General features: G+C 65.8%; 14 protein-coding genes. 11 read left to right on the top strand and 3 right to left on the bottom strand.

The window, feature by feature from the left end; all coding sequences use genetic code 11:
- Window positions 1-82 precede the first annotated feature (82 nt).
- Entirely contained in the window at window positions 83-274 is a 192-nt protein-coding gene (locus tag GTP77_RS12145; RefSeq protein WP_161072421.1) for a CsbD family protein, read from the top strand.
- Between the two features lie 110 nt (window positions 275-384).
- Here GTP77_RS12145 and GTP77_RS12140 read toward each other — a convergent pair whose 3' ends face one another.
- Window positions 385-2601 (bottom strand): S9 family peptidase, encoded by a 2217-nt coding sequence (locus tag GTP77_RS12140; protein ID WP_161072420.1) that lies wholly within the window; start codon window positions 2599-2601, stop codon window positions 385-387.
- A gap of 111 nt (window positions 2602-2712) precedes the next feature.
- Entirely contained in the window at window positions 2713-4104 is a 1392-nt protein-coding gene (locus GTP77_RS12135) for an MATE family efflux transporter (RefSeq protein ID WP_161072419.1), read from the bottom strand.
- Window positions 4105-4259: 155 nt separating this feature from the next.
- Between GTP77_RS12135 and GTP77_RS12130 the strand changes: the two genes are divergently transcribed.
- The 3 genes from GTP77_RS12130 to GTP77_RS12120 all read left to right on the top strand — a co-directional run bounded on the left by GTP77_RS12130 (window position 4260) and on the right by GTP77_RS12120 (window position 6362).
- On the top strand, window positions 4260-4958 hold the full coding sequence (locus GTP77_RS12130; RefSeq protein WP_161072418.1) for a beta/gamma crystallin family protein: 699 nt from the start codon (window positions 4260-4262) through the stop codon (window positions 4956-4958).
- Between the two features lie 82 nt (window positions 4959-5040).
- The gene (locus GTP77_RS12125) at window positions 5041-6021 is read left to right on the top strand and encodes a DnaJ C-terminal domain-containing protein (protein ID WP_161072417.1); all 981 of its coding nucleotides are present in this window, start codon (window positions 5041-5043) and stop codon (window positions 6019-6021) included.
- A 2-nt stretch (window positions 6022-6023) separates the two neighbouring features.
- Window positions 6024-6362 carry a MerR family transcriptional regulator gene (locus GTP77_RS12120; protein ID WP_161072416.1) on the top strand — a complete coding sequence of 113 codons (339 nt, stop codon included), beginning with the start codon at window positions 6024-6026 and terminating at the stop codon, window positions 6360-6362.
- On the opposite strand, the gene GTP77_RS12115 is transcribed toward GTP77_RS12120, so the two are convergent.
- Window positions 6328-6834 carry a chemotaxis protein CheD gene (locus GTP77_RS12115; RefSeq protein ID WP_228895379.1) on the bottom strand — a complete coding sequence of 169 codons (507 nt, stop codon included), beginning with the start codon at window positions 6832-6834 and terminating at the stop codon, window positions 6328-6330. The genes GTP77_RS12120 and GTP77_RS12115 overlap by 35 nt on opposite strands.
- A 184-nt stretch (window positions 6835-7018) precedes the next feature.
- On the opposite strand from GTP77_RS12115, the gene GTP77_RS12110 reads away from it, so the two are divergent.
- From GTP77_RS12110 to GTP77_RS12080, 7 genes are read left to right on the top strand one after another with little or no spacing between them, the layout of a single operon-like run.
- Window positions 7019-8191 carry a methyl-accepting chemotaxis protein gene (locus GTP77_RS12110; protein WP_228895381.1) on the top strand — a complete coding sequence of 391 codons (1173 nt, stop codon included), beginning with the start codon at window positions 7019-7021 and terminating at the stop codon, window positions 8189-8191.
- 10 nt (window positions 8192-8201) lie between these two features.
- Window positions 8202-8570: a response regulator gene (locus GTP77_RS12105; RefSeq protein ID WP_107877119.1), complete on the top strand. Its 369-nt coding sequence runs from the start codon at window positions 8202-8204 to the stop codon at window positions 8568-8570.
- Window positions 8571-8582: 12 nt separating this feature from the next.
- The gene (locus tag GTP77_RS12100; protein WP_161072414.1) at window positions 8583-8921 is read left to right on the top strand and encodes an STAS domain-containing protein; all 339 of its coding nucleotides are present in this window, start codon (window positions 8583-8585) and stop codon (window positions 8919-8921) included.
- Entirely contained in the window at window positions 8918-11158 is a 2241-nt protein-coding gene (locus GTP77_RS12095; RefSeq protein ID WP_161072413.1) for a chemotaxis protein CheA, read from the top strand. Before GTP77_RS12100 ends, GTP77_RS12095 begins: the two co-directional genes overlap by 4 nt.
- Before the next feature lie 28 nt (window positions 11159-11186).
- Window positions 11187-12854, top strand: a complete 1668-nt coding sequence (locus tag GTP77_RS12090; protein ID WP_161072412.1) for a methyl-accepting chemotaxis protein — start codon at window positions 11187-11189, stop codon at window positions 12852-12854.
- 24 nt (window positions 12855-12878) lie between these two features.
- Window positions 12879-13415, top strand: coding sequence for a chemotaxis protein CheW (locus tag GTP77_RS12085; RefSeq protein WP_161072486.1), 537 nt, complete (start codon window positions 12879-12881; stop codon window positions 13413-13415).
- A gap of 32 nt (window positions 13416-13447) precedes the next feature.
- On the top strand, window positions 13448-14254 hold the full coding sequence (locus GTP77_RS12080; protein WP_161072411.1) for a CheR family methyltransferase: 807 nt from the start codon (window positions 13448-13450) through the stop codon (window positions 14252-14254).
- The last annotated feature ends 8 nt before the right edge of the window (window positions 14255-14262 follow it).

Below are 14262 nucleotides of genomic sequence, written 5' to 3'. Positions count from 1 at the left end.
CAGAAGCAGGCATGCTCAAAGGATAGGATGCACTCCAGCACACCGCATCTGCGTGTGAGCCTAACCAACCAAGGAGAGCATCATGAACAAGGACCAAGTCAAAGGTAAAGCGAAAGACATCGCCGGTAAAGTTCAGGAAGAAGCTGGCAAGCTGGTAGGCAGTTCCGAGCAGCAGGCCAAGGGCCTGGCCAAGCAGTCCGAAGGCAAGCTGCAAAAAGGCGTAGGCGACGCCAAGGAAGTAGTCAAGGACGCCATCGACCGCGGCAATCGCTAAGCCATAAAAAAGCCCGCAGTACGCGGGCTCTCTGGCAAGCAAAATGGGGTCAGGGTTAGTTTTTCCGCATGGATTAATTAACCCTGACCCCTTTTTGCGTTTTTTTTTTTTTATTGCACCGTATCGGGTTTGAGGTTCTTTTTGAAGAAGGCTTCGATGTTGCCGTACACGTGGCGCTGGCTGGTGGTGCCGGAGATGCCGTGCTTGGCGCCGGGGTAGGTCATCAGCTCGAAACGGATGTTGCGCTTGACCAGCGCGTCTATCATGCGCGTGGTGTTGGTGAACAGTACGTTGTCGTCGGCCATGCCGTGCATCAGCAGCAGCGGCGACTTCAGGCCGTCCACGTGCGGGAAGATGCTGGCCTGCTTGTAGCCTTCGGCGTTGTCCTTCGGCGTGCTCATGAACTGTTCGGTGTAGTGGGTGTCGTACAGTTTCCAGTCCGTCACCGGCGCCACCGACACGCCCATGGCGATCTTGTCCGACGCTTGCGACAGCAGGCGCAAGGTCATGAAGCCGCCGTAGCTCCAGCCGAATACGCCGATGCGCTTGGCGTCCACGAAGCTTTGCTTGCCCAGCCATTCCACGCCGGCCAATTGGTCTTCCACTTCCACCGTGCCCAGGCGCTTGTAGTTGGCGTCGGTGAAGACGCGCTCGCGGCGCGAGGAGCCGCGGTTGTCCAGGCGGAACACCACGAAGCCTTGCTGCGCCATGTACTGGTCGAAGTAGTTGCCCCATTTACGCGACACGTGCTGCGAGTGCGGGCCGCCGTAGGTGGACAGGTAGACCGGGTAGCGCTTGCTGGCGTCAAACTTGTAGGGCTTGATCATCGAGTAGTACAGGGTCTGGCCGTCTTTGGCGGGCAGGGTGCCGAACTCGGTGGGCAGGTGGTCGGCCTGGAACTTGGCGTAGGGGTGCTTGTCGTTCAGCTCGTTGTGCTCCAGCCAGTCCACCATGCTGCCGTCCGGACGGCGGATGCTGACCTGCGGCGGAATGCTGGGGCTGGAGTAGGTGTCGACGAAGACTTCGCCGTTGCGCGAGAAGGAGGCGTCGTGCCAGCCGTCGCCCTGGGTGATGCGTTTGGGCTTGTCGGCCGTGCTGCCGTCCAGGGCCAGCACATAGGTCTGCTTGTCGACCACGGCGTCGCGGTTGGAGGCGATGTAGACCTTGCCGGCCTTCTCGTCCACCGCCAGCACGTTGTCGATGCCCCATTCGCCCTTGCTGATGGCGTGCAGCAGCTTGCCGTCCAGGCTGTACAGGTAGAGGTGGTTGCGGCCGCTGCGCTCGGACGACCAGATGAAGGCGTCGCGGTTTTTCAGGAAGCGCAGGTCGTCGTGGATGGTGGTCCAGGTGTCCGATTTTTCGGTCAGCAGCACGCGCTGTTTTAGCGTGGCGGCGTCCACCGACACCAGTTCCAGGGTCTTCTGGTCGCGGCTCTGGCGCTGGTACAGCAGGGCCTTGCTGTTGCCGCTCCAGTCGGCGCGCACCAGGTAGATGTCCGGGTTGCCGCCCAGGTCCACGTCGCGCGTTTCGCCGCTGGCCGGGGAAACGATTTTCAGCTGCACGGTCACGTTGGGGTCGCCTGCGGCCGGGTAGCGCTGTTCGACCACGTCGGTGCGGTCGGCGTAGATTTCAAAGCGGCGCGCCACCGGCACCTGGCTTTCGTCATAGCGCTTGTAGGCGATGGCGCTGTCGTCCGGCGCCCAGTAGTAGCCGGTGCGCTGGCCCATTTCTTCCTGGGCGATGAATTCGGCTTCGCCGTTGTGGACCTGGCCGGCGCCGTCGGTGGTGAGCTGGCGCTCCTTGCCGGTGGACAGGTCGATCACGAACAGGTTCTGGTTGCGCACGAAGGACACATAGCGGCCCTGCGGCGAAATTTTCGGGTCCAGCACGGCGCCGGAGGCCACCAGGCGGGCCGCGTCCGGCTTGGCCGTGTCGATCAGGTAGAGGTTGCCGGCGATGGGCACCAGCAGCTGCTTGCCGTCCGGCGACCAGCTGTAGCTCAGGATGCCTTTCAGGCTGGCGGTGCGTTCGCGCTCGCGCTTGGCTTTTTCCGCGTCGGACAGGTTTTCCTCGGGCACCAGGGTCTTGGAGTCGACCAGGCGGTGCTGGGTCTTGTCCTTCATATTGAATTCCCACAGGTCCAGCTGGTACTGGTTGTCGTCGCGGCCGCGCAGGAAGGTGACGCGGGCGCCGTCCGGCGACACCTTCAGGCTGCGCACACCGGCGCCGGCCAGGGCCTGGTCGCCGTAGATGCGGTCCAGGGTCAGACGTTCAGCATGGACGGGCATGGCTGCTGCCAATGCCAGGAAGGAGAGAATAAAGCGCATGTGTGGTCCCGAAATGTTCGTGTGGGCAAGACAATACCAGAGTGGCGCACTGCTGGGATTTGGAAAACGCGCCGAAAAACCGTGGTTCATTCGGCGCCTGAGCGCGGCCCCTCAGGCCTGCAAACGCCGCAGCGACAGCCGATGCAGCGACCAGGTGAGCAGCACGGCGGCGATGGTCAGTCCCAGCACCAGGCCTATCCAGAAGCCGTCGGCGGCCATGGGCGCGGCGGGCGCCAGGTGCAAGTCGCGCAGCCATTGCGGCGCCAGGCCCAGCACATAGCCCAGCGGCAGCGCGAACACCCAGAACGCCAGCAGCTGGATCTGCATGGGCTGGCGCGTGACCTTGTAGCCGCGGATGGCGCAGGAGGTGGCCACCTGGGTGGCGTCGGACAGCTGGAACAGCGCGGCGAACAGCAGCAGCTGCACGCAAAGCGCCTGCACCGCCGGGTCCGAGGTGTAGGCGGCGGCGATCTGGTGCCGGAACACGGCGATGAAGATGGCCGACAGCAGCGCGAAGATGAGCGACATGGACACGCCGACCCAGGACGCGAAGCGGGCGCGCGCCGGATTGCCTTCGCCCATGGCCTGGCCCACCCGCGTGATGAGGCCGATGCCGAAGCTGAGCGGCACCATGAACACCAGCGAGGCGAAGTTGAGCGCGATCTGGTGCGCCGACACCACCACCACGCCGAAGCGCGCCACCAGCAGGCTGACGGCGCCAAACGCGCTCACCTCGGCGAAATAGGTCACGCCGATGGGCAGGCCCAGCTTGAGCATGCTGCGGATTTCCGGCCAGTGCGGCCATTCCCAGTGCGTGAAGGGATAGGTCTGGCGGTAGGCGGGGGCCTGGCGTATCCAGAACACCATGGCCCCCAGCATCAGCCACATGCAGCCGGCGGTGGCCACCGCGCAGCCTATGCCGCCCAGCTTGGGCAGGCCGAAGCGGCCGAAAATCAGCAGCCAGTTGACCACCACGTTGAACGCCAGCCCCAGCAGGGCGATCACCATCACCGGCTTGGTCTGGTTGATGGAGGTGGAGTAGCCGTACAGCGCGCGGTAGGCCGCGAACGGCGGCAGGCCCAGGCTGATGATGTGCACGAACAGCGAGGCGCGCGCATTGATCTCGGGCGCCAGGTAGAGGTGGTTGAACAGCAGCGTGGCCAGGTTGGCCAGCAGCGCGGCGATCACGCCCACGCCCAGCGCCTTCCACAGCGCCTGCCGCACCGAGTGCGGGATGGTGCCGAAGGCGCCGGCGCCCACTTCGTGCGCGACCACGCTGTTAATCGCCATCATGGTGCCGCTGACGGTGACCAGGATGATGGACCAGATCGACGCGCCCAGCGACACGGCCGCCAGCTCGTCCGCGCTGGCGTGGCCGGTCATGGCCACGTCGGCCACGGCCATGCCCACCGTCGCCAGCTGGCCCACCAGCACCGGCCAGGCCAGCTTCCACAGGGCGGCGGCTTCGGTGCGGATATTGGGCAGGGTGAAGGTGGTTGGCATGGACGGAAATCTTGGAGCGAAAGCAACGATTCTACTAGCTACCTGGATGGGCGCAGTAGGAATTTGTTACACAGTCGTGTAGGCTGATGCTCCGGCTGATTCGTTGATAGAAAGCATCGAGCGCTGGATGAGAAGAAAACTACGGAGCTAATAATATGAAACACACTGCCCTCAAGACCCTGGCCTTCGCGGCCGCCCTGCTGAGCCAGATCGCCGCCGCCCATGCCGGCGAGATCACGCTGTTCTCGCGCGATAATTTCCGCGGCGAGGAAGTGACCATCCGCGATGGCGCGCGCGACCTGCGCGACGCCGGCTTCAACGACCGCACCTCGAGCCTGATCGTGCATTCGGGCGTGTGGGAGGTGTGCGAACATAAGGACTTCGGCGGCTACTGCGCCGTGTTCGAGCGCGGCCAGCACAATGACCTGCGCCGCTTCAACAACAGCATTTCCTCGCTGCGCCAGATCGAGCGAGGCGGACGCGGCAATGGCGGCGGCTTCCGCGACCGCGACGGCGATGGCCGCGACGACCGCGCCGAGCGCCGCGAAGAATGGCGCGAGCGCCGCGACGACCGTGGCCCAGGCGGCCAGCCCGGCTTCAACCGTCCGGACCCGATCGAACTGTTCGAGCACGCGCGCTTTGAAGGCCGCCGCGTATCCTTCCAGGGCGAGATGCGCAGCCTGCGCGCGGCCGACTTCAACGACCGCGCCAGTTCCATGGTCATTTACGAAGGCCAGTGGCAGCTGTGCGAGCATGACAATTTCGGCGGCCAGTGCGTTGTCTACGGCCCCGGCCGCTACGACAACCTGGGGCCGATGAACGACAAGCCCTCATCGCTGCGCCGCATCCGCTAAGGCTGCAGTAGAATCTGGGGTCAGACCCATCGGGTCTGACCCCGGCATTTTGGCCGGACAGGGCAGCGGGAGATACGCCATCGTGGAATACAAGGACTACTACCAGGCGCTGGGCGTCCCCAAGACCGCCAGCGCCGACGAGATCAAGAAAGCGTACCGCAAGCTGGTGCGCAAATACCATCCGGACGTCAGCAAGGAAGCGGACGCGGACAAGAAAACCAAGGAATTGAACGAAGCCTACGGCGTGCTGGGCGACGCGGAAAAACGCGCCGCCTACGACGCGCTGGGCAACGGCCAGTACCGCGCCGGCCAGGAATTCCGTCCGCCGCCGGACTGGGGCAGCCGCGCCGGCCAGGGCGGCGGCATGGGCGGCATGGGCGGTGGGCCAGGCGGCTTCGACAGCGACTTCTTCGCCGACCTGTTCGCCAATATCGGCGGCGGCCGCCGGGGCCGTCCGGGCCGGCCTCAGCAGCAGCGCGGCGAGGACAGCCACGCCGGCCTGGAAATCGACCTGGCCGACGCCTACCAGGGCGCCAGCCGCACCGTCAGCGTCCGCCTGCAGGAGGAGGACGCGCATGGCCGCGCCGTCACGCGCGAGCGCACGCTGGACGTGAACATCCCGCAAGGCATCACCGCTGGCCAGCAGCTGCGCCTGTCCGGCCAGGGCCACCCCGGCGGCGGCGGCGGACCGTCGGGCGATCTCTACCTGGAAATCCGTTTCCGGCCCGACCCGCGCTACCGCGCCGAAGGGCGCGACGTTTACCAGACGGTGCCGGTGGCGCCGTGGGAGGCCGCGCTGGGCGCGCAGATCGACGTGGCCACGCCCTCGGGCCGGGTGACGGTGACTGTGCCGCCCAAATCGCAGGGCGGGCGCAAGCTGCGGCTGAAAGGGCGCGGCATACCGCCTTCGCGCGCGCAGGCCCAGGCCGGCACGCCGGGCGGCGATCTTTACCTGATGCTGGAGCTGGTGCTGCCGCCCGCCGATACCGAGCGGGCGCGCCAGCTGTATGAAACCATGGCGCGCGAGCTGGACTTCAACCCGCGCGCCGGCATGGGAGCGTGATTATGCAGATACACGGCGAGTTGCTGGACGACGCGGCGCTGACCCTGGAAGAACTGGCGCGCGCCTGCGCTGTGGAACCGGAATGGGTGCTGCGCCATGTCAGCAGCGGGGCGCTGCTGTGCAGCGCGGAAGGGGCGGCCATCGTGGTCGATACGGCGGGCGCGGCGATGGCGTCGCCGCAGGCGTGGCGCTTTGCCAGCGGCGAGCTGCGGCGCGCGCTCAACCTGCTGCGCGTGGAGCGCGACTTCGAGGCCGACGAGGAACTGGCCGCCCTGGTGGTGGACCTGTGCGAGGAAGTGCGCCGCCTCAAGTCAAAGCTGCATAGCCCGGGAACAGCGTAGCCGCTTCCTCCGGCTGCGCCTGGCGGCTCCACACGTGGCCGCTGCTGATGTCGAAAATAATGCTGCGGTGCCCCACGCCATACAGGCTCTCGGACACGATGGGGATGCCGTGCGCGCGCAGCAGGCGCAGCGCCACTTCGCCGTTCTGGCGCCCGATATTGCCGGCCCTGCGGTCCTCCAGCCCGGGGAACATCTTGCTGCCCCCGAAAATCTTGGCCTGGCATTCGCTGGGCTCCACCCCCATGCTGCGCAACTCGGCCAGCATCAGTTCCAGCGCCTCCTCGCCGTAGCGGCTGTTCAAGCCGGCTTCCTTCGAGGAGTTGCGTGCGGACAACAGGAAATGCGACATGGTGCCGATGCGCCGCACCGGATGCCACAGGGTAATCGAAACGCATGACCCGAGCAGGGTGCGGATGCGGTATTCCGGCCCGCCGACGAAGTACTCGCCGGGCAGCAGGAAAATGTCGATCATGTTTTTATTCCTAGCCATAACGACACTGTAATGGCTGGGGCGGGTACTGTAACTTGTACTTTAGTGCATGCGGGAAATGTCACACTGTACCAAAGTACAGGTTACAGAGTGTTCCCTGCTGGATACAGTCGCTAGGCTAGCCACCCGAATGGACGGGCGGCGCCTTCCTTGGAGAATTCCAGCAGTGAATAATTTTGTGCGCAGCCATTCCTGTCTGCTACTCCCGCTCGGCCTGGCCCTGCTGGCCGCCATCGCGGTGCTGGCCTTCAGCGGCTTCAGCCTGGCCGGCCTGCTCACGGTGCTGCTGCTGGTGGGCTGCGGCTACGGCAGCGGCCTGTATTTCAAATCCATGCAAAGCACCTTCCACGACTCGGTGGACCAGTACCTGGACGGCCAGCGCGCGCTGGGCGCGTCGGTGGCGCCGATCTGGTCGCGCCATATTGAAAATTCCATTACGCAGATGGACGAGGCGGTGGCGGCGCTGGCCGGCCGCTTCGGCGGCATTGTCGAGCGCCTGGACCAGGCGGTGGGCGCCTCCAGCGTGGCCACCGCCTCCATGGACGGCGGCGACGGCCTGGTGACGGTGTTCGCCAACAGCGAGCGCGAGCTGCAAGGCGTGGTCGCTTCGCTGCGTTCGGCCACCGAAAGCAAGGCCGCCATGCTGGACAAGGTGAACGGCCTGGGCCAGTTCGTGCGCGAACTGAAGGACATGGCGGCCGACGTCGCCAGCATCGCCGCGCAGACCAATCTGCTGGCGCTGAACGCCGCCATCGAGGCGGCGCGCGCCGGCGAGCGCGGACGCGGATTCGCCGTGGTGGCCAAGGAAGTGCGCATGCTGTCCAACCAGTCGGCCGACACCGGCCGCCGCATCGCCGAGAAGGTGGCGCTGGTCAGCAGCGCGATTGTCGCCACCACCCAGGCGGCGCAGCAATCGGGCGCGCTGGAGGAGGAATCGACACGGCTGTCCGAGGAAGCCATTGCCAGCGTGCTCGACGGTTTTCGCGGCGTGACCGACGCCCTGGTCCAGTCCAGCAATCTGCTGAAGGAAGAAAGCGTGGGCATCCAGTACGAAGTGGGGGAAGCGCTGGTGCAGCTGCAATTCCAGGACCGCGTGACCCAGATCATGAGCCATGTGAAGCAGAACATCGACCTGCTGCGCAGCGCGCTGGAGCAGAACTGCGACAGCTACACCCAGGACCGCCAGTTGCAGCCGCTCGACGCGGCCGGGCTGCTGGCCTCGCTGGAAAAGACCTATGCCATGGCGGAGGAATACGCGCTGGACCGGCAGACCGGCCCGGCCGGCACGCAACAAGCGGCGGCGCTACCCGCGCCGGCCGACGAAGTCACATTCTTTTAAGGAGTAGGGTATGGCCAAGACCATAATGGTAGTAGACGATTCCGCTTCGCTGCGGCAGGTCGTTGGCATTGCGCTGAAAAGCGCGGGCTACGACGTGATCGAGGCGGCCGACGGCCAGATCGCGCTGAGCAAGCTGGGCGACAAGAAGATCAACCTGATCGTGTGCGACGTGAACATGCCCAATATGGACGGCATCACCTTTGTGCGCGAGCTGAAGCAGCAGGCCAGCCACAAATTCACCCCGGTGATCATGCTCACCACCGAGTCGCAGGAAGCCAAGAAACGCGAAGGCCAGGCGGCCGGTGCGCGCGCCTGGGTGGTCAAGCCCTTCAAGCCCGAGGTGCTGCTGGGCGCGGTGCAAAAACTCTGCCTGCCATAACCGGGAGCCGCCATGCCAGGTGAAACCGAGCCGGGTCTGCTGTTTATTGAAGGCGACCTGAACATCTACCGCGCAGCCGAGCTGAAAGATGCTCTGCTGGGCGCCGTGCGTCATGCACATGCGCACGCCCAGGTGCTGGAAGTGGACCTGGCCGGCGTGACCGAGATCGACACCGCCGGCGTGCAGCTGCTGATGCTGGCCAAGCGCACCGCCCTGCAGCTGCAGCGCGAGCTGCGCCTGGTGGCGCACAGCCCCGCCGTGCTGGACGTGTTCGAGCTGCTGGACCTGGCCGCCTGGTTCGGCGACCCGCTGGTGATGGCGGCCGAACGCGGCAAAGGGAGCGCGGCATGAACCTCGACGACGCACTGCAAACCTTCATCGCGGAGAGCCGCGAGCTGCTGGAGGACATGGAAAACGCGCTGCTGTCGCTGGGGCGCCATGGCGACAAGCTGGAAGCGGTGAACGCCATCTTCCGCGCCGCCCACACCATCAAGGGCTCGGCCGGCTTGTTCAGCCTGGACCACATCGTGGCCTTCACCCATGTGCTGGAAAGCGTGCTCGATGAAGTGCGCGCCGGCGCCGTGGAGACGGACAGCCGGCTGGTCAGCCTGCTGCTGTCCTGCTGCGACCATATCGGCAGCATGACGGACGCGGTGGAAGCCGGCCAGACCAGCGCCGACGCCGCCACCCTGGAGCGCGGCGCGCCCTTGCTGCGGCAGTTGTCCGCCTACCTGGGCGCAGAGCAAGCGCACACCGTTTCCGGCGGCGGCGCCGTCGCCGTAAGCGCCGAGACGGACAGCGTGGAACGCATGGCGGGCAGCGGCGCCGACGGCGACCACTGGCATATCTCGCTGCGCTTCGGCCCGGACGTGCTGCGCAACGGCATGGACCCGATGTCCTTCCTGCGCTACCTGAACCAGATCGGCCGCATCACCGCCATCGCCACCCTGCCGGACGCGATGCCGGAGAACGAGCAGATGGACCCCGAAGCCTGCTACCTGGGCTTTGAAATCGCCTTCGACAGCGCGGCCGACAAGGCCACCATCGAAGCCGTGTTCGAGTTCGTGCAGGACGACTGCACGCTGCGCATTGTGCCGCCGCGCAGCCGCATCGAAGAATACGTGCAGCTGATCCGCGAACTGCCGGAGCGCGCCGGCCGTCTGGGAGAAATCCTGGTGCGCTGCGGCAGCGTGACGGCGCGCGAACTGAGCGTGGCGCTGGACCAGCAGCTGGACGCCGCCAACTGGAGCCCGGGCGGGAACGGCAGCGCGCAAGCGGCCAGCGCGCCCCTGGGCGCCATCCTGGTGGGCCAGGGCACGGTGGAGCCGGAAGTGGTGGCCGCCGCGCTGAACAAGCAGAAGCAGGGCCAGGCAGCAGAACAGAAACCGGCCGAGGCGCGCACCGTGCGCGTGGACGCCGACAAGCTGGACCACCTGATCAACCTGGTGGGCGAACTGATTATCGCGGGCGCCTCGGCCAACCTGATCGCGCGCCGCGTGCGCAACAGCGAACTGCAGGAAAGCACTTCGCGCCTGTCCACGCTGGTGGAGGAGGTGCGCGACAGCGCGCTGCAGCTGCGCATGGTGAAGATAGGCGCCACCTTCAACCGCTTCCAGCGCGTGGTGCACGACGTGTCGCGCGAGCTGGGCAAGGATATTGGCCTGGTCGTCAACGGCGAGGATGCGGAGCTGGACAAGACCGTGGTGGAGAAGATCGGCGACCCGCTGATGCACCTGGTGCGCAACGCCATCGACCACGGCATCGAACCGGCCGAGCAGCGCCGCGCGGCCGGCAAGCCCGCGCGCGGCACGGTGAAGCTGAACGCCTTCCACGACTCGGGCAGCATCGTCATTGAAGTGAGCGACGACGGCGGCGGCTTGAAGAAGGAGCGCATCTTCGCCAAGGCGGTCGAGCGCGGCCTGGTGGAAGCGGATCGCAAGATGAGCGACAGCGAAATCTACGCGCTGATTTTCGAGCCCGGCTTCTCCACCGCCGAACAGGTGACCAATCTGTCCGGGCGCGGCGTGGGCATGGACGTGGTCAAGCGCAACATCAACGCGCTGCGCGGCAGCGTGGGCATAGACAGCACCGAAGGCCGGGGCACCATCGTCACCGTGCGCCTGCCGCTGACGCTGGCCATTATCGACGGCTTCCTGGTCGGCCTGGGCAAGTCCACCTATGTGATCCCGCTCGACACCATAGAGGAATGCATCGAGTTCGCCGCCGAGCCGGGACAGGACTACGCCAATCTGCGCGGCCAGGTGCTGCCCTTCGTGCGCTTGCGCGAGCTGTTCGGCGCGCAGGGAACGGCGGGGCGGCGCGAGTCCATCGTGGTGATCAAGCACGCCGGGCAGCGCGCCGGGCTGGTGGTCGACACCCTGCTGGGCGAATTCCAGACCGTGATCAAACCGCTCAGCCCCGTGTTCAGCGGGGTGCGCTGCATCAGCGGCTCCACCATCCTGGGCAGCGGCGAAGTGGCGCTGATCCTGGACGTGGCGGCGCTGCTGCAGCAGGCCGGCGGCGGCCATGCGCCATTGCAGTCGCAGTCGCAGTCGCACTTGCATCAGATTCAGCAGCACGCAGCTTAAAAATTTCAGGATTTCTTTGGAGATGAACATGTTTAATAAATTATCGGTAGCCGTCCGTCTTGGCCTGCTCGTAGCGATCCTGTCCGTCATCATGCTGGGTATTGGCTACTCGGGCGTCAGCGGCATGTCCTTCAGCAATGAGAAACTGAAGACCGTGTACGAAGACCGCACCGTGGCCCTGGTCCAGCTGGGCAAAGTGACCGAAGCCGGCCTGCGCGTGCGCTACCGCGTGTCGCAAGCCATAGGCGCGACCAACGCCGCCGACCTGGATCAGTCGCTGCAGGCGGTCGTCAAATACGACGGCGTGGTCAAGAAGAACTGGGCCGATTATGCCGCCACCAGCCTGACCACGGAGGAGAAGCGCCTGGTGGCTGATTTCACCACCTCCTGGGCTGCCTATGACGAGAAGCGCAACCAGGTGATCTCGCTGCTGAAGAGCGGCAATGGCGCCGCCGCCAAGGAAAACTTCGGAACGCTCGACAAGCTGTTCAACCCGGCCTTCGACGCCCTGGGCAAGCTGCGCGACCTGCAGGAAAACGTCGCCAAGCAGGAATACGAGGGCGCGCTGGAGAAATACGACGCGGCCTTCAAGCTCAATGTGGGCCTGATCGCGGGCGGCCTGGCCTTCGGCATACTGCTGTCCTGGCTGCTGATCCGCAGCCTGCTGCGCCAGCTGGGCGGCGAGCCTGACTACGCTGCGCAGATCGTCAGCGAAGTCGCAGGCGGCAACCTGGCGCTGGACATCCGCGTCAAGGACGGCGACCGCAGCAGCCTGCTGTATTCGATGAAGCAAATGGTGGACAAGCTGTCGCAAGTGGTGGCCGAAGTGACCAACGGCGCCCAGGTGCTGGCCGGCGCGTCCGAAGAAGTGAGCGCCACCGCGCAGTCGCTGTCGCAAGCGGCCAGCGAGCAGGCGGCCGGCGTGGAGCAGACCAGCGCCTCGGTCGAGGAAATGACGGCCTCCATCGCCCAGAACACCGAGAACGCCAAAGTGACCGACGCCATGGCCAGCAAGGCCGCCATGGAAGCCACCGAAGGCGGTGCGGCGGTGAAGGAAACCGTGGCGGCCATGAAGCAGATCGCCAACAAGATCGTCATCATCGACGACATCGCCTACCAGACCAATCTGCTGGCGCTGAACGCGGCCATCGAAGCGGCGCGCGCCGGCGAGCACGGCAAGGGCTTCGCCGTCGTTGCTGCCGAGGTGCGCAAGCTGGCCGAGCGCTCGCAGGTGGCGGCGCAGGAAATCGGCGAAGTGGCGGCCAGCAGCGTGAGCCTGGCCGAACGCGCCGGCGAGCTGCTCAACTCCATGGTCCCCAACATCAAGAAGACCTCGGACCTGGTGCAGGAAATCACCGCCGCGTCCGAAGAGCAATCGTCCGGCGTGGGCCAGATCAATGCGGCCGTCGGCCAGCTGTCCAGCACCACCCAGCAGAACGCCGCCGGTTCCGAAGAACTGGCCTCCACCGCCGAAGAGATGAGCAGCCAGGCCGAGGAACTGCAGGCCGCCATCGCCTTCTTCCGCGTGTCCGGCGCGTCGGCCGCGCCGGTGCAGCACCGCGCCAACGTGGCGCCCATGCGCCGTCCCGCCGCCAAGGCCGGCGGCCGCAAGCTGGCCGCGCCATCGGGCGGCCATGTGAGCACCGCGCACTTCCCGGACGGCGAGCCGGATGAAGCGCACTTCACCAAATTCTGAGCGGGAGACCAGCATATGAACGCCATGACCCATGTCTCCGCCGGCGCGCCGCAGGGCGCACTGGCGCTGGGCGCGGAGCCCAGGCAGTACCTGACCTTCATGCTGGGCGGCGAGATCTATGCGATCGGCATCCTGGCAGTGAAGGAGATCATTGAATACGCAGGACTGACCTCGGTGCCGATGATGCCGGAAGCCATACGCGGCGTGATCAACCTGCGCGGCGCCGTGGTGCCGGTGATGGACCTGGCGGCGCGTTTCGGCCGCGAGGCCAGCGTGGCCACCAAGCGCACCTGCATCATCATCGTTGAAGTGGCGCAGGGCGGCGAGCAGCAGGTGATAGGCGTGATGGTGGACGCCGTCAACGCAGTGCTGGAGATTGCCGCCGCCGACATCGAGCCGGCGCCGTCCTTCGGCGCGCGCATCCGCAGCGACTTCATTGCCGGCATGGGCAAGGTGAACGGCAAGTTCGTGATCCTGCTCGACGCCAGCCAGGTGCTGTCGGTGGACGAAATCAGCGCGCTGGCCGGGGTAGGCGAGCGCGCCCTGGCGGTCGAAGCCTGACCGCCGAACTGCCGCCAAACCGGAATCCCACCATGACGCCAGACGCCATCAGCGACCACGAGTTCGCGCAGTTCCAGCGATTCATTTTTGAAGCCGCCGGCATCACGATGGCGCCCAGCAAAAAGGCGCTGGTCAGCGGCCGCTTGTCCAAGCGGCTGCAGCACCACCGCGTGAAGTCCTACGGCGACTATTTCAAGCTGCTATCGAGCGGCCAGGAGCCGGGCGAGGCGCAACTGGCGGTGGACCTGCTGACCACCAACGAGACCTATTTCTTCCGCGAGAACAAGCACTTCGACTTGCTGCGCAAGGTGGCGCAGGAAGCGCGTGGACGCAGCCAGTCCCTGCGCGTGTGGAGCGCTGCCTGTTCCACCGGCGAAGAGCCCTACAGCATCGCCATGGTGCTGGCCGACGTGCTGACCGACCAGGCCTGGGAAATCACCGCCACCGACATCAGCACCCGCGTGCTGCAGAAGGCGCGCTACGGCCACTACCCCATGGAACGCACCGGAAATATCCCGCGCGAGTACCTGCAGCGCTTTTGCCTGAAAGGCATGGACCAGTACGCGGGCACGCTGCTGGTGCAGCGCCCGCTGCGCAAGCGGGTGCAGTTCCTCGAGATGAACCTGAACACGGCCTTGCCGCAGCTGGGCAGCTTCGACGTGATCTTCCTGCGCAATGTGCTGATCTACTTCAGCACCGACACCAAGCGCCAGGTGGTGGCGCGCGTGGCGCAGCTGCTCAAGCCCGGCGGCTACCTGTTCATCGGCCACTCCGAAAGCCTGAACGACATCAACAACGACGTGGCCATGGTGGCGCCGTCGATCTACCGCAAGCCCTAAGACCGCAC

Source organism: Pseudoduganella aquatica (assembly GCF_009857595.1).
In the GTDB taxonomy this organism is placed as follows: Bacteria; Pseudomonadota; Gammaproteobacteria; order Burkholderiales; family Burkholderiaceae_D; genus Rugamonas; species Rugamonas aquatica_A.
This window is presented reverse-complemented; position numbering and strand designations above follow the sequence as displayed.